The organism is Brachybacterium sp. AOP29-B2-41, from assembly GCF_052378395.1.
In the GTDB taxonomy this organism is placed as follows: domain Bacteria; phylum Actinomycetota; class Actinomycetes; order Actinomycetales; family Dermabacteraceae; genus Brachybacterium.
Window position 1 is genome coordinate 16,513 of record NZ_JBQSXR010000011.1, and the last position, 20,157, is coordinate 36,669.

17 protein-coding genes and 1 riboswitch are annotated in these 20,157 nt (G+C 72.2%); of the genes, 7 read left to right on the forward strand and 10 right to left on the reverse strand.

Going from position 1 to position 20,157, the window contains the following annotated elements:
- Nucleotides 1–9: 9 nt before the first annotated feature.
- Entirely contained in the window at nucleotides 10–1,356 is a 1,347-nt protein-coding gene (gene glmM / locus ACT3T9_RS11590; RefSeq protein WP_442332221.1) for a phosphoglucosamine mutase, read from the reverse strand.
- A gap of 170 nt (nucleotides 1,357–1,526) precedes the next feature.
- On the opposite strand from glmM, the gene ACT3T9_RS11595 reads away from it, so the two are divergent.
- Nucleotides 1,527–4,841 carry an SNF2-related protein gene (locus ACT3T9_RS11595; protein WP_444606657.1) on the forward strand — a complete coding sequence of 1,105 codons (3,315 nt, stop codon included), beginning with the start codon at nucleotides 1,527–1,529 and terminating at the stop codon, nucleotides 4,839–4,841.
- Between the two features lie 10 nt (nucleotides 4,842–4,851).
- Here the strand turns inward: ACT3T9_RS11595 and ACT3T9_RS11600 are convergent, their stop codons facing one another.
- The 4 genes from ACT3T9_RS11600 to truA form a co-directional block, all read right to left on the reverse strand.
- Entirely contained in the window at nucleotides 4,852–6,174 is a 1,323-nt protein-coding gene (locus tag ACT3T9_RS11600; RefSeq protein ID WP_441444938.1) for a CoA transferase, read from the reverse strand.
- A gap of 129 nt (nucleotides 6,175–6,303) precedes the next feature.
- A complete protein-coding gene (gene rpsI, locus ACT3T9_RS11605) occupies nucleotides 6,304–6,813 on the reverse strand; it encodes a 30S ribosomal protein S9 (protein ID WP_441444937.1) in 510 nt (169 codons plus the stop codon).
- A 50-nt stretch (nucleotides 6,814–6,863) separates the two neighbouring features.
- Nucleotides 6,864–7,307 (reverse strand): 50S ribosomal protein L13, encoded by a 444-nt coding sequence (gene rplM / locus ACT3T9_RS11610; protein WP_441444936.1) that lies wholly within the window; start codon nucleotides 7,305–7,307, stop codon nucleotides 6,864–6,866.
- 373 nt (nucleotides 7,308–7,680) lie between these two features.
- Nucleotides 7,681–8,652, reverse strand: a complete 972-nt coding sequence (gene truA, locus ACT3T9_RS11615; protein ID WP_441444935.1) for a tRNA pseudouridine(38-40) synthase TruA — start codon at nucleotides 8,650–8,652, stop codon at nucleotides 7,681–7,683.
- A gap of 165 nt (nucleotides 8,653–8,817) precedes the next feature.
- Between truA and purD the strand changes: the two genes are divergently transcribed.
- Nucleotides 8,818–10,170, forward strand: coding sequence for a phosphoribosylamine--glycine ligase (gene purD, locus ACT3T9_RS11620; protein ID WP_444606658.1), 1,353 nt, complete (start codon nucleotides 8,818–8,820; stop codon nucleotides 10,168–10,170).
- Nucleotides 10,167–11,081, forward strand: a complete 915-nt coding sequence (locus tag ACT3T9_RS11625; RefSeq protein ID WP_441444933.1) for a phosphoribosylaminoimidazolesuccinocarboxamide synthase — start codon at nucleotides 10,167–10,169, stop codon at nucleotides 11,079–11,081. Before purD ends, ACT3T9_RS11625 begins: the two co-directional genes overlap by 4 nt.
- Before the next feature lie 82 nt (nucleotides 11,082–11,163).
- On the opposite strand, the gene ACT3T9_RS11630 is transcribed toward ACT3T9_RS11625, so the two are convergent.
- The 5 genes from ACT3T9_RS11630 to ACT3T9_RS11650 all read right to left on the reverse strand — a co-directional run bounded on the left by ACT3T9_RS11630 (nucleotide 11,164) and on the right by ACT3T9_RS11650 (nucleotide 16,331).
- The gene (locus ACT3T9_RS11630; RefSeq protein WP_441444932.1) at nucleotides 11,164–13,539 is read right to left on the reverse strand and encodes an ATP-binding cassette domain-containing protein; all 2,376 of its coding nucleotides are present in this window, start codon (nucleotides 13,537–13,539) and stop codon (nucleotides 11,164–11,166) included.
- Nucleotides 13,529–14,224, reverse strand: coding sequence for an ECF transporter S component (locus tag ACT3T9_RS11635; RefSeq protein WP_441444931.1), 696 nt, complete (start codon nucleotides 14,222–14,224; stop codon nucleotides 13,529–13,531). The genes ACT3T9_RS11630 and ACT3T9_RS11635 overlap by 11 nt, the downstream gene beginning before the upstream one ends.
- Complete coding sequence (locus ACT3T9_RS11640; protein WP_345077145.1) at nucleotides 14,221–14,910, reverse strand: YkoF family thiamine/hydroxymethylpyrimidine-binding protein; 690 nt, start codon at nucleotides 14,908–14,910, stop codon at nucleotides 14,221–14,223. The genes ACT3T9_RS11635 and ACT3T9_RS11640 overlap by 4 nt, the downstream gene beginning before the upstream one ends.
- Before the next feature lie 37 nt (nucleotides 14,911–14,947).
- Nucleotides 14,948–15,056, reverse strand: a riboswitch (TPP riboswitch).
- Entirely contained in the window at nucleotides 15,032–15,598 is a 567-nt protein-coding gene (locus ACT3T9_RS11645) for a protein-L-isoaspartate O-methyltransferase family protein (protein ID WP_444600809.1), read from the reverse strand. (Overlaps the previous riboswitch by 25 nt.)
- A 7-nt stretch (nucleotides 15,599–15,605) precedes the next feature.
- The gene (locus tag ACT3T9_RS11650; RefSeq protein WP_444600808.1) at nucleotides 15,606–16,331 is read right to left on the reverse strand and encodes an MBL fold metallo-hydrolase; all 726 of its coding nucleotides are present in this window, start codon (nucleotides 16,329–16,331) and stop codon (nucleotides 15,606–15,608) included.
- A gap of 165 nt (nucleotides 16,332–16,496) precedes the next feature.
- Here ACT3T9_RS11650 and ACT3T9_RS11655 point away from each other — a divergent pair, with 165 nt between their 5' ends.
- Genes ACT3T9_RS11655 through ACT3T9_RS11670 form a run of 4 tightly spaced genes read left to right on the forward strand, consistent with a single transcriptional unit; the run spans nucleotide 16,497 to nucleotide 20,148 of the window.
- Complete coding sequence (locus ACT3T9_RS11655; protein ID WP_441444930.1) at nucleotides 16,497–17,384, forward strand: ABC transporter ATP-binding protein; 888 nt, start codon at nucleotides 16,497–16,499, stop codon at nucleotides 17,382–17,384.
- On the forward strand, nucleotides 17,381–18,259 hold the full coding sequence (locus ACT3T9_RS11660) for an ABC transporter permease (protein WP_444606659.1): 879 nt from the start codon (nucleotides 17,381–17,383) through the stop codon (nucleotides 18,257–18,259). Before ACT3T9_RS11655 ends, ACT3T9_RS11660 begins: the two co-directional genes overlap by 4 nt.
- The gene (locus ACT3T9_RS11665) at nucleotides 18,246–19,517 is read left to right on the forward strand and encodes a sensor histidine kinase (RefSeq protein ID WP_444606660.1); all 1,272 of its coding nucleotides are present in this window, start codon (nucleotides 18,246–18,248) and stop codon (nucleotides 19,515–19,517) included. Before ACT3T9_RS11660 ends, ACT3T9_RS11665 begins: the two co-directional genes overlap by 14 nt.
- On the forward strand, nucleotides 19,495–20,148 hold the full coding sequence (locus ACT3T9_RS11670; protein WP_444606661.1) for a response regulator: 654 nt from the start codon (nucleotides 19,495–19,497) through the stop codon (nucleotides 20,146–20,148). The genes ACT3T9_RS11665 and ACT3T9_RS11670 overlap by 23 nt, the downstream gene beginning before the upstream one ends.
- Nucleotides 20,149–20,157: the final 9 nt, after the last annotated feature.

The following is a 20,157-nucleotide window of genomic DNA, read 5'->3' on the forward strand; positions in this document are numbered from 1 at the left end:
CGGAGAGGGTCAGAGACCCACGCGCTCCCGGACGATGACGGCGAGGCGCTCGGCCATCTCGGTGGCCTGCTCATCGGTGGGGGCCTCGACCATGACGCGCACGACGGGCTCGGTGCCGGAGGGGCGCAGCAGCACCCGGCCGGTCTCCCCCAGCTCCTGCTCCACTGCGGCGACGGCGTCGGCGACCCCGCGGTCGATGGTGGCCTTGGCCTTGTCGATGTTCTTGACGTTGATGAGCGCTTGCGGGAGCCGGGTCATCACGTTCGCGAGGTCCCGGGCGGTGCGGCCGGTCTCGGCCATCCGCTGCATCAGGTGCAGGGCGGTGAGCTCGCCGTCGCCGGTGGTGGCGTGCTCGGCGATGATCACGTGCCCGGACTGCTCGCCGCCGATGGAGTAGCCGCCGAGGTTCATCTCCTCGAGCACGTAGCGGTCGCCCACGCCCGTCTGGCCGAGCACGATCCCGTGCTCCTTCATCGCGAGCTTGAGGCCGAGATTGCTCATCACGGTCACCACCAGGGTGCCGTCATGCAGCTTGCCTCGCTCCTTGAGGTCCAGCGCGAGGATCGCCATGATCTGGTCGCCGTCGATGATCTCGCCGTCGGCGGCGACTGCGAGGCAGCGGTCCGCGTCGCCGTCGAAGGCGACGCCGATGTCCGCGCCGTGCTCGAGCACCGCGGCCTGCAGCGGCTCGAGGTGGGTGGAGCCCACGCCGTCGTTGATCAGGCCGCCGTCGCTGCGGTCGCCGATCACGTGCACGGTCGCGCCGGCGCGACGCAGGGCGTCGGGGCCGGTGAGATAGGCGGCGCCGTTGGCGCAGTCCGCGACCACGGTCAGGCCGTCCAGGGGTCGGTCCAGGGTGGAGACGAGGTGCTGGACGTAGGCCTCGACCGCGCCGTCGTAGCGCGAGATGGTGCCGACGTCGGTGCCCTGGGGGCGGTCCCATTCCTCACCGAGGCGCGCCTCGATGGCGTCCTCGACCTCATCGGGCAGCTTGGTGCCGCCACGGGCGAAGAACTTGATGCCGTTGTCCGGCGCCGGGTTGTGGGAGGCGGAGATCATCACGCCAAGATCCGCACCGGTGGACTGCACGAGGTACGCGAGGCCGGGGGTGGGGAGCACCTCGGCGTCGAACACGTCGACTCCGGCGGCGGCCAAGCCTGCGCAGACCGCGGCGGAGAGGAAGTCGCCGGAGGGGCGGGTGTCGCGGGCGACGATCGCGCGGGGCCGGGTGCCGCCGAAGGCCCCTAGGGTGCCCAGCACGTGGGCCGCGCCCACGGACAGCTCGACCGCGAGCTCCGCAGTGATGTCACCGTTCGCGCGTCCGCGCACTCCGTCGGTGCCGAAAAGTCGTGCCACAGGATTCTCCTCATGAGGATTCGGGGTCTGCGGGCCCCCGTGAGCACTGCCGCGCAGGCGTGTCGCGCGCAGGTTCCAGGCCGGAGGTCCGCTGTGAGACTACCCGCTGGCGGGGGCCCTACTCCTCAGGTTCCTCGTCACCGAGGGGTTGCGCCGGTTACTTTGGAGGGATGTCCGATCCCGTCCTGCTCCCCCGCCTGCTGCCCTCCGCGATCAGCCATCACGTGGGTGATCGCTCCGCGAGCAGGGGCCTCGGTGCAGCCCGGGCCGGCCGTGTCGCAGATCTCCGCTGGGAGGCGGAGTCCTCGACCGTGTCGGCCGAGGTCGCCGAGGAGGATGGCACGCTCCGCCATCCCGAGGTGCAGCTGACGGAGTACGAGGAAGACTCCGTCTCCCGCCGCTTCCACTCTCCGGGGCCCGGTGGTCTGTGGCGGCCCCGCGGCTCCGCCTGCGACTGCTCCGTCGGCGAGGCGTGCGTGCACGTCGCGGCGACCCTCTACCGGCTCAACGACCTGGGTTCGCAGGCCATGACCGAGAGCCCGCCCGCCGAATGGCGCAGCGTGCTGCGGCCCCTGCTGAACTCGACGCCGACCACCGACGGCGGCAATGCCGCGATGGCCCGCCCGCTGGCCCTGCGCTTCGACCTCGAGGCCGGCACCTCCGGGGCCAGCACCTCCCGCCATCATCGCGAGGTCGCGACTCCCGCCCATGTCGAGGCGGGCGCCGAGCTGTGGCTGGGGATGCGGCCCCTGACCCGTGGCCGCAAGGGCGCCTGGATCAAGGGGGACCTGTCGTGGCGCACCTTCGAGTTCCGCCTCGCCGGTCGGGAGTACGACCCGACCCATGGCGAGGCGCTGACCCGCATCTTCGCCGCCGCCTCGGTGGAGCGCTCCTACTCCAGCGGGGCGATCGATCACCTCTGGCTGAACTCGATCACCTCCCCTCTGTTGTGGCAGTCGCTCGAGCATGCCCGGGGCGCCGGGGTGGAGTTCCTGCCCGGCAGCGGGCTGGCCGCCATCGACCTGGTGGCCGGTGGAGAGGTGGGACTGGACCTGCAGTCCGACGACACCGCCGGGGAGCTGTACGTGCGGCCCCGCATCGCCGTGGCTGGCGAGAAGGCGCTCCGAGGTCGGCTCCTCGGGGCGTCCGGGGTGCTGGATGTGGAGACCACGGAGGACGGGCTGCTGGCCGCTCGCCTCGCCCCGCTCGGCTCCTCGGTGCCGCGCGCCCTGCGCTCACTGCTGCATCGCCGGGAGCCGCTGGTGATCCCGGCGGAGGATCGCCAGGCCTTCCTCGAGGTCGCCTACCCGCAGCTGCGGACCCTGACCACCATGACGAGCCTGGACGGCAGCGTGGAGCTGCCGGCGGCGCGCCGGCCCACCCTGCACCTCACCGCCGCCTACGCCTCGGGGGACCGTCTGTCCCTGCGCTGGTCCTGGCGCTATCACGACCCGGACCGGCGCCTGCCGATGGATCAGCGCCAGGGCGCCCACCGCGACCTGGCCCACGAGGAGGAGGTGATCGCCGCGGCGATGACCCTGTGGCCGCTGGAGGCGACGGACTCCCCCGAGCTGCTCAGCGGCACCGACACCGCCGATTTCACCGAGCACGTGCTGGACGACCTTGCCGCGATGGACCATGTCGAGGTCGAGATCACCGGCACCCGCCACGCCTATCGCGAGCTGGACAGCGCCCCGAATGTGCGCGTCACCCAGCAGGCCTCGCCCGGGAAGAACGACTGGTTCGACCTCGGTTTCGAGATCACCATCGAGGGCCGCCAGATCCCGTTCCCGAGCCTGTTCGTGGCGCTCGCCCGGGGCAGCGCGAAGCTGCTGATGCCCGATCGCACCTACTTCTCGCTGGACCATCCGGCCTTCGACGCGCTGCGGGAGCTGATCCGCGAGGGTGAGGCGCTCGCGGAGTGGGAGCCGGAACGGCAACGGATCTCCCGCTTCCAGGTGGACATGTGGAACGACCTCCAGGAGGTCGCTGACGAGACGGTCGCGAGCAGCGAATGGAGCCGCACCGCGCTGTCCCTGCGCTCGCTCGAGGACACACCGCCGCCCCCGCTCCCCCGCGGCCTGCAGGCCGAGCTTCGCCCCTACCAGCACGAGGGCTTCACCTGGCTGGACTTCCTCTTCACGCACGGGCTCGGCGGGGTGCTGGCCGACGACATGGGCCTGGGCAAGACGGTCCAGACCCTGGCCCTGATCGCCCGTGCCAGAGAGCAGGATCCGCAGGCTCCGCCGTTCCTGGTGGTCGCCCCTGCCTCGGTGCTGCCGGTGTGGCGACGTGAGGCCGAGCGTTTCACCCCCGGCCTGACGGTGCGGGTGCTGGACCGCACCGCCGCCTCCCGCGGCACGGACCTTCCCGCCCCAGCGATCGGGGCTGATCTGCTGGTGACCAGCTATTCGGTGCTGCGCATCGATGAGGAGGAGTTCGCGAGCTCTCGCTTCCAGGGCTTCGTGCTCGATGAGGCGCAGTTCGTGAAGAATCGCCGCTCGCGCACCCACCGCGCCGCGAAGGGTGTGCAGGCCCGCTTCCGGCTCGCGATCACCGGTACCCCGATGGAGAACTCGCTGGATGATCTGTGGGCGATCCTCGATCTGGTCGCCCCGGGTCTGCTGGGCACCGCGATCGGGTTCCGCAAGCAGTACACGCTGCCGGTCGAGTCCGGTGACCACCCCGGCCGGATGGAGCTGCTGCGCCGCCGGGTGCGGCCGTTCCTGCTGCGCCGCACCAAGGAGCTGGTCGCAGCGGAGCTGCCCGAGAAGCACGAGGAGGTGCTCATGGTGACCCTCTCGCCGGAGCATCGTGCGGTGTACGACTCGGTGCTGCAGCGAGAGCGGAAGAAGGTGCTGGGCCTGATCGACACGGATCTTGATCGCAGCCGTTTCATCGTGTTCCGTTCCCTGACGCTGCTGCGGATGCTCGCGCTGGATCCGGCTCTCGTCGACGCCGAGGAGTACGCGGACGTACCCAGCTCGAAGCTCGAGGCGCTGTTCGATCGTCTCGAGGAGGTGATCGGCGACGGGCACCGGGTGCTGCTGTTCAGCCAGTTCACCTCCTACCTGGACCGGGTTGCGGCCGAGCTCGAGCGGCGTGGGGTGGGCTATTCGCATCTGGACGGTTCCACCCGCGACCGGGATGCGGCGGTGACCGGCTTCCGGGAGGGCGATGCCCCGGTGTTCCTGATCTCGCTGAAGGCGGGCGGCTTCGGCCTCACCCTCACCGAGGCGGACTACGTCTTCCTGCTGGACCCGTGGTGGAACCCTGCCGCGGAGAACCAGGCTGTGGACCGTGCGCACCGCATCGGTCAGGAGCGCCAGGTGATGGTGTACCGGATGATCGCGGAGGACACGATCGAGGAGAAGGTGCTCGCGCTGCAGCGGCGCAAGGCCGAGCTGTTCGATGCCCTCACCGATGGTGGCGAGGCGTTCCGCTCCGCGGTCACTGCGGAGGACCTGCGTGAGCTGCTGAGCTGAGTCGGCTCGCTCAGCGTTTCCAGGGCGTCGCGGCGGTGCCGTATGCGCCGATGGGCTGCTCGATGCTCGCCTCGGCCACCCGCAACGGGGGCGGGACGGCGTCGAGCAGGGACCCGGCCGACTCCACTCGCACCCGGGGCACCTCCAGCATCGCCGGGGCCTCCGACGGCGGTGAAGGCATCGCCAGCAGAGTGTGGGCCGCGCCGAGCAGGCTGAGCCGCAGTGTGCTCGCCCGCGCGCGGGCCAACGCCTCCATCACCTGCGCGGCCAGCATCTGCCCGGTGGAATGGTCGAGGGCCTGGACGGGCAGCGCTCCCGGCCGCCCTTCTGCACCGCATTCGACGGCGATGCCGGTGGCAGCCTGGACGATCGAGTCGAAGCCGGCGCGGTGTGCCCATGGCCCCGTCTCACCCCAGGCGGAGAGGGAGACGATCACTGCCCGCGGCGCCAGCTGCTCGAGCTCCTCGATGCCGAGACCCAGTGTGGCAAGGGCCCCCGGTCGATAGCCCCACACGATCACATCAGCCTCGGCGGCGAGTGACCGGAGCTGCTCCGGGGCGCGGCGCAGGTCCAGCTGGGCGCTGCGCTTGCCCATCCCGGTGGAGAGGTGCTGGTCCAGGAGCTCCGGGAGATGCGGCGGGTCGATGCGCAGCACGTCCGCGCCGAGGCAGGCGAGCAGCTGGGTGCCGCTGGGACCTGCGATCACCCGGGTCAGGTCCAGCACCCGCACCCCTGCCAGCAGGGCGAGCGCGGTAGTCCCGGACGTGTTCGTCGCCGGGGGAAGTGCCGGGCGCTCCCCGCGGTCGGTGACGCTCACCCATTCGGCTTCCTGCGGCGCGCTGAGAGCGTCTTGCCGCGCCCGGGCCTGGGGATGCGCGGCCCACTCCTGCCTGGTGCGGACCCGCGCCGCGATGCCGCCGGCCGCGGTGACCTCCTCCTCGATCTCTGCGGCGTCGCGCCGTGCGATCGCACGCTCGAGCCCAGCCCGGTCCTGCACCCCGAGCACGCGGCGGAGCACCTCGGCATGGTGGGGGTAGTTCCCGTGCAGCCGCACCCAGCCGTCCCGAGCCTCGAGGAAGCCGGAGAATTCACCCCACGGCTGCGGGACCCGCCCGTCGATCCGCAGATGCTCGATCGCCGAGAAGGACGCCGCGACGAGCCCCGGGGCGGTGGCGATGGTGAGGTGGAGGCCGCGCGCTGTCGCGAGCTCGGCGGCGGCATCCCGCGCTCGCCCCACAGAGGACCAGGCCAGCTGTTCGACATCGAACGGGCCGGTCCACCAGCGGCGCGGGGTGAATGCCCAGTCTTCGGCGGCGTCTCCAGCGGCGACCATGTCCGGAGCCTAGCGGGGCGGGCCGCCCACTCGCGCGAGCACCCCCGCAACGCGACGATGCCCCCGACCCGGAGGTCGAGGGCATCGTGCGTGCAGCGTGAAGGGTGCGGAGCATTGCCCCGCGCCCGATCAGCGCTTGGAGTACTGCGGAGCCTTACGGGCCTTCTTCAGACCGGCCTTCTTACGCTCGATGACGCGTGCATCGCGGCGCAGGAAGCCTGCCTTCTTGAGGATCGCGCGGTTCGCGTCTTCGTCGATCTCGTTCAGCGCGCGGGACACACCGAGGCGCACGGCGCCGGCCTGTCCGGACGGGCCGCCGCCGTGGAGGCGGACCCACACGTCGAAGCGGCCCTGGAGGTCGAGGACCGTGAACGGGTCGTTGACTTCCTGCTGGTGCAGCTTGTTCGGGAAGTAATCCTCGATGGCGCGGTCATTGATGATCCACTGGCCGGAGCCGGGGGTCAGGCGCACGCGAGCGATCGCGCGCTTGCGACGACCGGTGCCGTAGCCCGGTGCGATCGCGGACTGTCCGGCGCCGACGGCGGACTCGCCGGTCGACTCGGTGGTGAAGCTCGAGGGTGCGGACTCGTCGGTCACGGCCTCGAGGTTGTCGGTGGTATCGGGGGTGGTCTCAGTCACGGTTCTCCTTGGTTCGTCCGTGCGGCAGGGCGGAGTGGCGGGACACCCGCTTACTGCGCCACCTGATCGATGGTGAAGGGGACGGGCATCTGAGCGGCGTGCGGGTGCTCGGAGCCCTTGTAGACCTTGAGCTTCTTGATCTGCTGATCAGCAAGCTTGTTCTTGGGGAGCATGCCGCGAACAGCCTTCTCCACTGCGCGCTCGGGATTCTTCTCGAGCAGCTCGGAGTAGGGGGTGCCGCGGAGGCCGCCGGGGTAGCCGGAGTGGCGGTAGGCCAGCTTGGCCTCCCGCTTGTTTCCGGTCAGCGCGACCTTGTCAGCGTTGATGATGATCACGAAGTCGCCTGCATCCACATGGGGTGCGAAGACCGGCTTGTGCTTTCCCCTCAGGAGCTGTGCAACCTGGGAAGCGAGCCGGCCGAGGACGACATCCGTTGCGTCGATGACGTGCCAGGAACGCTCGACATCGCCGGGCTTCGGGGTGAACGTACGCACTCGTGCCTTCTTCTCTCGTCGTGGTGCCCGGGCGGCAAGACGCCGACCAGGCACGGTTCGATGGACCGTGGGCACGCTTCCTTCGGGTAAAAGCATGGCCCCTATGGCTGTACCCGGCCCGCTCCGCTCACGACGCGACGGCGGTCCTGGATGTGGGTGAGATTCCCTTTCGCGCCGGGCATCAGAGAACGGCTGCGGAGTCGGGGCACACATCAAGGCACAACAGCGCTCAACAATACGCACTGCCGCACCCGAGCGTCAACGCAGAAGACCCCTGTCAGAGGTGTGATCTGCGCCCGACTCCGGTCCCGGTCCTGCCCCGGCTCTCCGCCCAGGCCCGCTCCGGCTCCCCACCAGGCTCTGGACCCAGCTCTCAGCCTGCCTCTGGGCCCGCCTCGGGGAGTGGCTCCTGGGGCGGCGGCTGGCGCAGCGTCCGGGTGCGCGCAGCCCAGGCGGCGAGCTCCTCATCGGGAGGGTAGGCGACGTGGTCCAGGGTGAGTCCCTGCGGGGGGCACAGCGGGGCCGCGCCGACGCCGTCGCGGGTGGCGGCCTGGCGCGTGCGGGCGGTGAGCACCTGCGCCGGCCAGTCGAGGTCCCGTCGGCCCTCCCCCACCCCGATCAGGGCCCCGACCAGGGAGCGCACCATGTGATGGCAGAAGGCGTCGGCGACCACGGTCGCGACGATCAGCCCCGCATCTGCACGCCCCTCCTCCGGTCGCTCCCAGGTCATCTCGCGCAGTTCGCGGATGGTCGTCGCCCCTTCGCGGGGGCGGCAGAAGGAGAGGAAGTCATGCTCGCCGAGCAGCGGGGCGCTCGCCCGCGCCATCGCCTCGACGTCCAGGGGCCGACGGTGACGCAGCACGTCCCGACGCAGCGGGTCATGGGCGGCGGGCCCATCGGAGATCCGGTATCGGTAGCGTCGCCACAGCGCGCCGAAGCGGGCATCGAAGTCGCCCGGCACCACCCGTGCGACATGGACCACCACGTCGTCGGGCAGCACGCCTGCAAGCCGGGTGACCAGCGCTTCAGCGGGGCTGCGGGGCGAGCGCCCGGGCAGGGTGGCCAGCACGTCATCGGGCAGTTCGAGATGACAGACCTGCCCCCGGGCGTGGACCCCGGCGTCGGTGCGCCCGGCGACGGTCACCCGTGCCGGGACTCTGGCGATCCGGCCGAGCGCCTGTTCGAGCTCCCCCTGAACGGTGCGCTGGCCGGGCTGGGCGGCCCAGCCATGGAAGTCGGTGCCGTCATAGGAGAGGTCCAGGCGCAACCGGGTGACGGCGCGGGCGCGGGGCAGCGCGCCGGCGTCGGTCACGGCGGGATCGGGGTGCTGGAGCTCGGCGGGCATGGGCTCGATCGTAATCGCGCAGCACCGGTGCGGCGCAGTAGTACTGCCCGCGCAGCGCCTGCACAGCACCGGGGCAGCGCCCGGAGTCGCGCTCCACGCCGACCCGGGAGGGCCGCTCTGCGGGCACTTCTCCGACGGTCGTCCGAGTCTGGGTACCCTGCCCGCGTGAAGATCCTCATCATCGGCAGCGGCGGCCGCGAACACGCGATCCTCCGCCGGCTCGCCTCAGATACCCCCACCCCCGAGCTGCACGCCGCGCCCGGCAACCCCGGCATCGCGCAGCTCGCCACCTGTCACGACGTCCCGGTGACCGACCTCGATGCCCAGGTCAGCCTCGCCGAAGAACTGCAGCCCGACCTGGTGGTGATCGGCCCTGAGGCACCGCTGGTCGCCGGCGCCGCGGATCACCTGCGGGAGGCGGGGCTCACTGTCTTCGGACCGTCCGCTGCCGCCGCCCACCTCGAGGGCTCCAAGTCCTGGGCGAAAGAGATCATGGCCGCCGCTGGCGTGCCGACTTCCGCCTCGGTCACGGTCAGCGCCCTGTCCCAGCTGGAGGCCGGGCTGGACCGGGTCAACCCGCTGCAAGATGTGCCCTTCGTGGTCAAGGCCGACGGTCTCGCGGCCGGCAAGGGCGTCGTGGTCACAAAGGACCGGCAGGCCGCAGTGGCGCACGCCGAGGCGGTGCTGGCAGCCGGCGGTTCAGTGGTGCTCGAGGAGTTCCTCGACGGCCCCGAGGTGTCCCTGTTCTGCGTGAGCGACGGCACCCGCGTGGTGCCGCTGGCGCCGGCCCAGGACTTCAAGCGCGCACTGGATGACGACGAGGGTCCGAACACGGGTGGAATGGGCGCCTACTCCCCCTTGCCGTGGGCGCCGGAGGGCCTGGTCGACGAGGTGCTGCGCGCCGTCGCCCAGCCCACGATCGCCGAGCTCGCCGCCCGCGGCATCCCCTTCGTGGGGGTCCTGTACTGCGGGCTCGCACTGACCTCGCGCGGACTGCGGGTGATCGAGTTCAACGCCCGCTTCGGCGATCCGGAGACCCAGGTGGTGCTCGAGCGGCTCACCTCGCCGCTGGCCCCGCTGCTGCTTGCCGCCGCCCGCGGCGAACTGGCCGAGGACACGGAGCTGACCTGGAGCCAGGACAGCGCCGTGACCGTGGTGCTCGCCAGCGCCGGCTACCCGGCGACGGTGCGCACGGGAGACCCGATCTCCGGAATCGACGCTGCGGAGGCGCTCGGCACCCATGTCATCCATGCCGGCACCGGCATGGTGGACGGCAACCTGGTCAGCGCCGGCGGTCGAGTGCTCTCGGTGGTCGCCACCGGTGAGGACCTCGAGGCGGCCCGCGCGCTCGCGCTGACCGGCGCCGAGGCGATCGGCCTGGAGGGCAGCCACCACCGCACCGACATCGCCCGCCGGGCTGCGGCAGACGCCGGAGCGCACAGCGACACCGACACCGACACCGACACCGACACCGACACCGACACCGACACCGACACCGTGACGGAGGATCGCGCATGAGCGTCGACGCCACCCCGCTGATCGAGGCCCCGCAGCTGCCGGGCTGGGACCACGTGGTCTCCGGCAAGGTCCGTGAGCTGTACGTGCCGGAGGGCCAGGACCCGTCTACCGCCGACCAGGTGCTGGTGGTCGCGACGGACCGCATCAGCGCCTACGACCATTCGCTGCAGCCGGGCATCCCTGACAAGGGCCGACTGCTGACCGGCATCAGCCTGTTCTGGTTCGAGCAGCTGGCGGACATCGTCCCCCACCATGTGCTCTCCGGAACCGATGTGCCCGAGGCCGTCGCTGGCCGCGCGGTGCGCTGCCGGGGCCTGGACATGGTGGAGCTGGAGTGCATCGCGCGAGGGCATCTCACCGGCTCCGGCCTGGCCGACTACCGGGCCGGCGGATCGGTGGGCGGGCACGTGCTGCCGGCCGGCCTGGTCGAGGCCTCTCGCCTGGAGCCGGCGATCTTCACCCCCTCCACCAAGGCGGAGGCCGGCGAGCACGACGAGAACATCACCGTCGCCCAGGCGCGGGAGCGGCTGGGCGATGAGCTCACCACCGAGCTCGAGTCGCTCACGCTCGCGGTCTTCGAGCGGGCCCGCCGGATCGCCGCTGAGCAGGGCATCATCCTGGCCGACACCAAGCTCGAGTTCGGGCATTCCCGGGTCGATGGCACGCTGATGCTCGGCGACGAGGTGCTCACCCCCGACTCCAGCCGGTTCTGGTCCGCGGACACGTACACCCCGGGCCGCACCCCTCCCAGCCTGGACAAGCAGTTCGTGCGGGATTGGCTGACCTCTCCCGCTTCCGGCTGGTCCAAGGGTTCGGACCTCCCCCCGCCCGCTCTGCCCGCCGAGGTGGTCGAGCAGACCCGCGCGCGGTATGTCGAGGCGTACGAGCGCCTGACCGGAAGGGGCTTCTGAGCGGACGCCGCAGAGTCCCCGACCTCAGCTGAAGTGCTTCGAGGTGGCAGCTGCCGCCTCGAAGCACTTCAGGGGGAACCGTTCAGGACAGGACGAGCACCGCGGCGACCACCAGGGCGACGCCGAGCGCCAGCAGCGCATCGGCGACGGTGAGCGGCACCGGGCGCCACAGGGTGCGGGGGCCGTCGCCGAGCCCGCGCGACTCGAGCGCGAAGGCGAGCCTCTCGGCGCTGCGCACCGCATCGACCAGCAGCGCGAAGGCGCAGCGCAGCAGGTGACGGGCGCGCAATCGCGCCACCGCACCCTCGGCGGTGAGCGGCAGACGGACCCGGTGCGCACGGGTGAGGGTCTCCCAGCGGCGCGGCAGATCCTCGAGCAGTCTCCGTCCCGCCAGCAGCGCGTAGGTGTACCGGGGTGGCAGGTGAGCGTGCTGCTGGAGGCTCACCATCGTGCGCCGCGGATCGGCGGCGCGGGTGACGGTGAGGGCGCCGAGGCCGATCACCAGTGCCCGGAGGGCCAGGGCGGTGCCCAGCACGATCCCTTCCTCCGTGACTCGGATCGGCAGCTCCGGCCACGGTTCATGCCCGGGCCGGCCGAGCACGTTGACCATCAGCACGCCACTGGCGAACACCATGAACGGCAGCTGGGCCCGCAGCAGCCTGAGCGGTCCGAGCCGGCAGCCGATCATCGTCCCCGCCGAGAGCAGCAGGTACAGCAGCACCAGCGGCAGCGGGTCGGTCAGCAGGATGCAGACGATGCTGAGCGCGGTCAGCAGGCCGAGCAGCACGGTCGGGTTACGGCGCGAGAGCCATCCGGATGCGTCCCGTGGGCGGGCGGGCTCGTCGGCCGCACGGGCCCTCGCCACGGGCGGCTTCACCGCCGGCGCCGCCCCCGGGACCAGCGGTGCCGCCACGAGCCCCGCGCGCTGCAGCAGGCCGCGGTCCCGCAGCAGCGTCTGCGGTGACATCGGTCCGAGCAGCCGGCCGTCGGCGATCACCGCGACCGCATCGGCCGCGCGGACGGTGCGCAGGTCATGGGTGGTCATCACCACGCCGCGACCGGTCCCGGCCGCCTCCCGCAGCAGCGAGAGGACGGTCTGCTGAGCGACACGATCGAGGCCGTAGCCGGGTTCGTCCACGAGCAGCACGGGGCGCTGGGTCAGCAGCATCGCGCCGATCGAGAGCCGGCGCTGCTGACCGCCGGAGAGGCTGAAGGGACTGGCGTCCCGCTGCGCCTGCAGGCGCAGCCGGGCGAGCATCTCCTCGACCTGCTCGTGCCCGGCCCCGGACGCGGCGAGCTCCGCCTGCACGGTGTCGGCCACGAACTGCGCCTCGGGTCGCTGGAACACGAGCCCAGCCGCCGCACCGTCGACGGTGCCCGCCTGCGGGAGGTCCAGGCGGGAGAGCGCGCCGAGCAGCGTGGACTTCCCGGCGCCGTTACGGCCCACGACGGCGAGCAGACGCCCCGCATTCACGGTGAGCTCGACCTCGCGCAGCACGGTGCGGTCGCCGTGGCCGAGCTCGGCGCCCCGCACGGTGAGCAGCGGATCCGGCGTGGCCTCCGGGCCTGGGGACGGAGCCACCTCCCCGGACCCCCTCTCGGAGCTCAGCGTCTCCTCGACCTCCCCGGGCAGCCAGCACCCCGCCTCGCGCAGCGCGGCGCCGTGACGGGTGAGCACCACAGTCGTCGGCCCGTCGGCGAGCACCTGCCCGGAGGCGTCGAGCGCGATGGTCCGTGCCGGAAGTCCGGCCAGGCCCGACTCCCCCGCCCAGTCGTCGAGGCGGTGCTCCACGAGGATCGTTGCCACTCCGCCCTCGCGCGCAGCCCGCTCGACGCCGTCGCGCACAGCGCGCACGCCCTCGGCATCGAGCATCGCGGTGGGCTCGTCCAGCAGCAGCAGGCGCGGCCGGGCGACGAGCGCCGCGGCGAGGCCCGCACGCTGCAGCTGTCCGCCCGAGAGCGTCGCGGCCGGGCGGTCGGCGAGCGTCTCGATGCCCGCGTCTGCGAGAGCTTCGCGCACGCGCTTCCCGATCTGCGCGGGCGGCACGCTGCGGCTCTCGAGCGGGAGGGCGACGTCATCGGCGACCCGCGGGAGGCACACCCCGTCGGTCGGATCCTGACCGAGGAATCCGACGGTCCCCGCGGTGGCCAGGACCCCCTCGGCGATCGGGTCGATGCCGCCCACCCGCAGGGTGCCGGTGACCCGGCCGCGCTGGTGGGAGGGGAGCGCGCCGGCGAGCGCGCGCAGCAGCGTCGATTTGCCACAGCCGCTGGGGCCCAGCAGGAGCACCTGCTCCCCGGCCCGGATGCTCCCGGTCCAGGGGCCGACGCCGTCCCCCGAGGGCAGGACCACCTCGAGCTCCCGTGCCTCGACCACCGTCCCCGACTGCCCGGGGGCCGCCGCCTCCCTCTCGCCCGGCGCGGTGACCTCGGCGGCCGCTGCGGCCTCAGCGGACACGACGTGCCGGGATGCCGTCGTCGCCCTGCGCGGCGGCACCGATCGCGAAGTTCGCGAGCACGCCGGTGCGCTCCAGGGCGCGGACGATCACCCTGGCGAGCAGACCGCCGAGCACGATCCCGGAGAGCACCTGCATCCCGAGCCGCAGCGCGAGCAGGTCCTGGCCGTACCAGCCCATCCGGTAGGCGGTCCAGAAGAACACCAGGCCCGCACCGAAGGCGCCCGAGGCGGCGAACACTCCCCAACCGAACCGGCGGTAGCGGGTCAGGGCGAAGGGCAGCTCGCTGCCGATGCCCTGCAGCGCGGCGGCGAGCACCAGCATCGGGCCGACGGGGCTGCCGAGGAAGACGACCTCGATGATCGCGGCGAGCATCTCGGCGAGGATGCCCACGCCAGGGCGGCGCAGGATCGCCAGCGCCACCGGTCCCACCAATAGCCAGGAGCCGAACAGGACGTGCTGGGCGAGGTCCCCGGCGGGGCCCATCGCGATCGCGAGCCCGTTCCAGGCCTGGACGAACACCCAGTACAGGAAGCCGAACACGACACCGAGCACCACCACCAGCACGATCTCGCGCAGGGAGAGCCTCGGACGCCGGGCGGCACGAGCGGCCAGATCAGAGGCCTGCGAGGGAGTCTGGCCGGGAGCCCGGGAGGGGGTCTCTGCCGGAGTCTGTGCGCGGGTCATCGCGTCTCCTCGCCGAGCTCGCGCACCTCGTGGGAGGGGCTGTTCAGGGAGAGGGTGAGATGGCTGGTGACGTGCTGCACGCTGCGACCCACCTGCAACCAGCCGGCGACGGCAGTCGCGATCACCTCGCCGATGTCGCCCTCGAGGCGGGTGACGAAATGCTCGGAGCCGCGGAAGGTGCCCAGCTCCCGGGCGCGGTCGATCGCGGCGTAGATGTCGCGCATGTGGTCCGGCGCGGTGCCGTCGGCGGCGACCTGGTCCGCCAGCGGGTACAGCGCCCACTCCGCGGAAGCGAAACGGCCGGTGCGACGGGGCTCGGTGATCCCGACGTCGCGCGGGCCGGCGCCACCGGGAAGCTCGCAGGTCACCTCTCCCGGGCAGCCGCGCGAGAGGGTCACGGAGAGGGTGGCGTGGTGCTCGGTGCGGGCGAGGTCGTCTGCGAGGTCGATGAGATACCGCTGCAGGTGGGCTTCGTGGCCGCCGAGATAGGTGGAGACGTCCCCCGTCTCGCGCACCAGGCCGGTGAGGTCGAGCCGGGACAGGATGCCGACGAGCACTCGGGCGTAGTCATCGGTCATGACGGCTGCGGTGACCCTGGCGCCGACGCCGAAGCCGAGCGGGGTCTCGGTGGGATCCGGGGCGGTGCCCGGGAGGGTGGCGGGGGTGCCGACGGGAGTGATGCTCACGATCCGTGCCTTTCACGAGGGCACGGACGCGCAGCGACGATCGCCTGGCGGAGCTTCCTGCGCCGGCATGATCCGGATCAGGTTCTACGGTCGGAGTTCGAGAACTCCCTCTCAGCCCGGCCTACCGGACTCCCGTGCACGGAAGCACCGTACCCCGATCCGGCGTCCCTGGAGCGCGGCGGTCCACGAACCAGTGGCTGGACCGGGCGGCGGCGGAGACCAGGATCCGGTCGAAAGGTCCGTCCGCCGGCGCCCCCAGCACCCCGGGGAGGGCTTCGTGGATCTCCGCGCGGCCGTCCTCGCGGCCGACGGTCCCGGCGAGCGCGGCACGGGCAGGTGCCAGCAGGCTCACCTGCCGCTCCACACCCACCACGCTCCCGGAGGGTCCGACGAGGTGGGCGAGCAGCGCCGTGGTCCAGCCGGAACCGGCACCGACGTCGAGCACGTGCTGCCCCTCACGCACATCGAGCAGGCGGAGCATGTCCAGCACCGTGCTGGGTTGGGAGTTGGTCTGGCCCACTCCGATCGGCAGCGGGGAATCCACGCCGGCACGGTCCCGCAGCTCCGGGGGCAGGAAGTGCTCCCGGGGCACCGCATGCATCGCGCGGGAGGCACCGTCGCCGGTCCCTGCTCGGTCCGCGGGGTCCCGCCGGTCCTCGGACCGGTTCCTGTTCCTTTCGGCGCTCATGGCGCGTTCAGCTCCCGGGGAGCTCGATGACCCCGTCGACCGGCCAGTCACGCACCTCCGTGCCCTCGGGAGCGAGGGCAGTGGCCTGGCGCCGATAGATCGGTCGGCCCACGTCGCTCGCAATCGCCTCATGCACGGGCAGGGCCAGCGTCGGGCCGACGGCGCGGAGGAAGTCGACGGTCTCGGACACTTTCGACCAGGGGGCGACGACGGCGAAGGCGAGCACGTCGATGCCGTGGAACTCCGGCAGCGGCTCGAGGGAATCTCCGGTCACGCCGAGCCGGGGGCCGTCCCCCGCGGAGATCACGAGACCCGAATTGCCGACCCGCGGAATGTCCGGGTGGATGATCGCGTGCCGGCCGCCGACAGCCTCGATCCGCAACGAGCCGTGGCCCGGGACCGCGGCAAGCACGTGCGCGTCCCCGGCGGCGAGCGGACGCAGCTGCTCGGGGCGCACCGCAGCGGCGCCGTCGACCGCCTCCCGCAGCTGCTGCGCGGTCTCGGGCTCCGCGATCACCTCGGCGGTGGTCGCCAGGCGAAGCACCTCGTCCAGCAGGGTGCGGTCCACGTGATCGGGGTGCTGATGGGTCAGGAGCACGGCGTCGATCCCTGTCAGCACCGCGGCGCCGAGGCCGCGCACGGCCTCGCCGCTGAAGCCGCCGGGATCGATCAGCAGTCGACGCCCGCCGGTCTCCACCAGCAAGCACGAGTGGACGAGGTGGCGGATCTTCATCGGTTCCTCCTGGGAATGGGTGCGACGGTCCCTCGAACCTATCGCCGCCGGCACCGTCTGCACAGGGGGCGGCCCCCCGGCGCGTGCTCGCCTCCACCGATCGGTGGAGGCGATCGTGGCTACTCGGTGGTACCGACTGCATCGCCGCGCTCCCAGACTCGAGCCATGACCAGCACACGGACCGCCCCGACCCCGGCACCCGCCGCAGACCCTCCGCCCGCCCTCGCCGTCTCCCACCTCGTGAAGTCCTACAGCGGCCGCCGCGTCGTCGACGATGTGTCATTCCGTGTCACCCGGGGCACGATCTTCGGGCTGCTCGGCCCCAACGGCGCCGGTAAGACCACCACCCTCGAGATGTGCACGGGGCTGCGACACCGCGAGTCCGGCACGATCGACCTGCTGGGCCTGGACCCGACGGCGCTCGGCAGCCGGGACCGCAACCGGGTGGGGATCGTCGCCCAGAGCGGCAGCGAGCGCGCCTCGCTCACGGTGCGGGAGATGGTCTCCCAGTACGCGGCCTACTGCGAGGACCCGTGGGACGTCCCCGAGCTGCTCGAGGCGACCGGCCTCGCGGAGAAGGCCGGCGCTCGCATCGCGAGCCTCTCCGGCGGGCAGCGCCGACGCCTCGACGTGGCCACCGGGATCGTCTCCCGGCCGGAGCTGCTGTTCCTCGACGAGCCCACCACCGGCTTCGACCCGGCCGCGCGGCGCGAGTTCTGGGAGCTGATCCGGGAGCTGCGCAGGCTCGGCACCACCATCGTCCTGACCAGCCACTACCTCGATGAGGTCGAGTTCCTGGCCGACCGCGCCGCCGTGCTGCGTGCCGGGCGGATCGTTGCCGAGGGCACCGTCGCCGAGATCCGTCGGGCCCACGGCACCAGCTCCACGGTCACCTGGACCGGCCCCGACGGGCCGCAGGCGCGCGTGGTCGAGGACCCCGATCCGCTGCTGCGCGAGCTGCTGGCCGCCCATCCCTCCCTGCCCGATCTCGAGGTGCGCCGCCCGTCCCTCGAGGAGATCTACCTCGGCCTCGTCTCGGAGGGACCCCGATGAGCGCCACCACCGCTCCCACCCTGCATCCTGCCGCCCCGACGTCGGCCGCCTCCCGCCGCGCCCCCTCCCTGCTGCGCGCCGTCGGCGTGCGCACCCGCGTCGAGCTGCTGCAGTTCTACCGCGAGCCGCTCCAGGTGATCTTCGGCTTCGCCTTCCCGATCGTGCTGTTCGCGATCTTCGCGACGATCTTCGACCAGGCCTGGACGCTGCAGGACGGCACCGAGGTCGCGGCCTCCACCTACTACCTCGCCGGGATGATCGCCGCGGCGGTGATGACCTCGGGCTTCCAGTCCACCGCGGAGATCATCGCGACCGAGCGCGATGACCGCACCCTGCGGCGCCTCGTGGTGAGCCCCATGCCTCGCAGCGCCTACCTGATCTCCAAGGTGGTTCTCGTGGCCCTCAACACCACCCTGCAAACAGCCCTGCTGCTGGTCGTCGCGCGATTCGCCTTCGACGTGCCGATGCCCCACCAGATGTTCACCTTCGCCTGGGTGCTGCTGCTGGGCACGGCCGCGACCACCGCCGCCGGGGTCGCCTTCGCCTCGGCGCTGCCCTCGGGCCGGGCCGCGATCGCCGCCTCCGCCCCCATCACGGTGGTGCTCAGCTTCTTCTCCGGCAGCTACATCCCGATGTCGGAGCTGCCCACCTGGCTGCAGGACCTGGGTTACGTCTTCCCCCAGGCATGGATCGCGCGCGGTCTGCGCCTCTCGCTGCTCCCGGAGGAGTTCGGGGAGCAGATCGAGATCGCCCCCTTCGGCCTGGACGACCTGTCGATCCCGGTGCTCGCGGCACTAGTGTTGAGCTCATGGCTGATCGTCATGCTGGTGCTGGCGAGGACCACGTTCCGGTGGAGTCCTCGTGACGCAGGCTGAGCGTCGCACGCTGATCGCCGGCGGGAACCTCTGCACCCTGGACGGCGTGCCGCGGAGCTGGGCCACCAACTGGCCCCTCCACCTGATCGTCGCCGGGACCGCGCTGCTGGGACTGGTGATCTCCCCCGGGCCGCTCACGGCCCTGCTGGTCTCGTTCTGGCTCGCCGCCTACGCCGCCACGCACTGGGCGGTAGTGCTGCGCAGCCTGCCCGGTGCCGGCGTGGTGGGCACGATCGTGCTCGGCGGGATCGCCGTGGCCCTGTTGGGGGTCTCGAACGTGGGCCTGCACCTCTTCGCCGCGTTCATGCTGATGTGGGTGCTGCATTCCACCTACCGCGCGGGGCTGGCCGCGACGCTGCTGCTCGCGGGCGGGGTCGTCCTGGTGCTGTTGCCGCGGGGGCTCGAGAGCGGCTCGGCCGGGGTGGCGGTGGCGCTCGCGACCGGGCTGGGCAGCGCCCTGTTCTCCGTGCTGATGGCGACCTGGATCTGGCAGATCGAGACCCTCTCCCACGAACGCCGGGAGCTGGCCGAGGAGCTCGCCGACTCCGTGCGGAGCCTGGAGCGGACCCGCTCCGCGCTGCTCGTCCTCGAGCATCAGCGCGGGGTCGACGAGGAGGCGGGCCGGCTCGCCGCCGAGATCCACGACACCCTCGCCCAGTCCTTCACCTCGATCACGATGCTCTCCCAGGCCGCCCGGCACACCAGCGGCTCCGACGGGGCTGGCGGGGTGGGCGGGACCGACAGCACTCCCGTGCCGCTGCTGGCCCAGATCGAGGAGATCTCCCGGGAGGGCCTCGCCGAGTCCCGCGCGCTGATCGCCCGCACCCAGGCGCCCCTCGACCTCGGTGCGGCCCTGGACCGTCTGGCCGCGGACCTCGAGCAGCGCACCGGCGTACGCACCACGGTGGACTCCTCCGGCTGGTCCTCGGTCGCGACCCGCACCGAGGTGGTGCTGCTGCGCACCCTCCAGGAGGCGCTGCGCAACATCGAGCGGCATGCCGGCGCGGGCTCCGTGCGGATCCGCCTGACCCGCGAGGAGGGGGACGCGCTGCTCGAGGTCTCCGACGACGGCGCCGGCTTCGATGTGGACCTGCCCACCGCGGGCTACGGCCTGGTGGGGACGCGCTCCCGGCTAGAAGCCGAGGGCGGGGTGCTGCACCTGGTCTCCTCCCGCGGCGCGGGCACCACGCTGTGGGCCGTCCTGCCCGTCACCGCGACCACCCCGGAGGTGCCCGATGCCGAGCCCGATGCCGAGTGAATCCCTGCGCGTGGTCCTGGCCGATGACCACCCGATCTTCCGCTCCGGGGTGCGGGCCGTGCTCGAGTCCGCCGGGCACGAGGTGGTGGCCGAGGCCGGCACCGGCCAGGAGGCGGTCGACGCCGTCGAGCGCCTCCAGCGCGACGGCCGGGGCCCCGACGTGGTGCTCATGGACCTGCGGATGCCCGGCACCGACGGGGTCGAGGCCACGCGCCTGCTCAGCAGCTCCGCGTCTCCGGTCCCCGTGCTGGTCCTGACCACCTACGACACCGACGCACTGATCCTGCGAGCGATCGAGGCGGGAGCGACCGGCTACCTGCTCAAGGACACCCCTGCGCCGCAGCTGCTCGAGGCGGCGGCGAGCGCCGCGACCGGCCGCACCACCCTCGCCCCCGTCGCCACCGCCGCGATCGCCTCCTCGCTGCGCGCACCGCGGCCCGAGGCCCTCACCGCCCGTGAGCTCGACGTGCTGCGCCTGGTCGCGACCGGCAGGTCGAACGCGGAGATCGGACAGCGGCTCTCGATCGCGGCGTCGACGGTGAAGTCCCATCTGCTGCGGATCTTCACGAAGCTCGGGGTGGACGACCGGACGCGGGCCGTGACCCTGGCCCTCGAACGTGGCCTGCTCTGAACCGAGGCG

Bases quoted from the DNA above. Each gene is read 5' to 3' on its own strand.
- ACT3T9_RS11600 (WP_441444938.1), bottom strand. From the start codon at position 6,174: ATGGTCGCCGCTGGAGACGCCGCCGAAGACTGGGCATTCACCCCGCGC.
- ACT3T9_RS11635 (WP_441444931.1), bottom strand. From the start codon at position 14,224: ATGACCCGCGCACAGACTCCGGCAGAGACCCCCTCCCGGGCTCCCGGC.
- ACT3T9_RS11660 (WP_444606659.1), top strand. From the start codon at position 17,381: ATGAGCGCCACCACCGCTCCCACCCTGCATCCTGCCGCCCCGACGTCG.
- truA (WP_441444935.1), bottom strand. From the start codon at position 8,652: ATGCCCGCCGAGCTCCAGCACCCCGATCCCGCCGTGACCGACGCCGGC.
- ACT3T9_RS11595 (WP_444606657.1), top strand. From the start codon at position 1,527: ATGTCCGATCCCGTCCTGCTCCCCCGCCTGCTGCCCTCCGCGATCAGC.
- ACT3T9_RS11645 (WP_444600809.1), bottom strand. From the start codon at position 15,598: ATGAGCGCCGAAAGGAACAGGAACCGGTCCGAGGACCGGCGGGACCCC.
- ACT3T9_RS11650 (WP_444600808.1), bottom strand. From the start codon at position 16,331: ATGAAGATCCGCCACCTCGTCCACTCGTGCTTGCTGGTGGAGACCGGC.
- ACT3T9_RS11655 (WP_441444930.1), top strand. From the start codon at position 16,497: ATGACCAGCACACGGACCGCCCCGACCCCGGCACCCGCCGCAGACCCT.
- ACT3T9_RS11670 (WP_444606661.1), top strand. From the start codon at position 19,495: ATGCCGAGCCCGATGCCGAGTGAATCCCTGCGCGTGGTCCTGGCCGAT.
- ACT3T9_RS11625 (WP_441444933.1), top strand. From the start codon at position 10,167: ATGAGCGTCGACGCCACCCCGCTGATCGAGGCCCCGCAGCTGCCGGGC.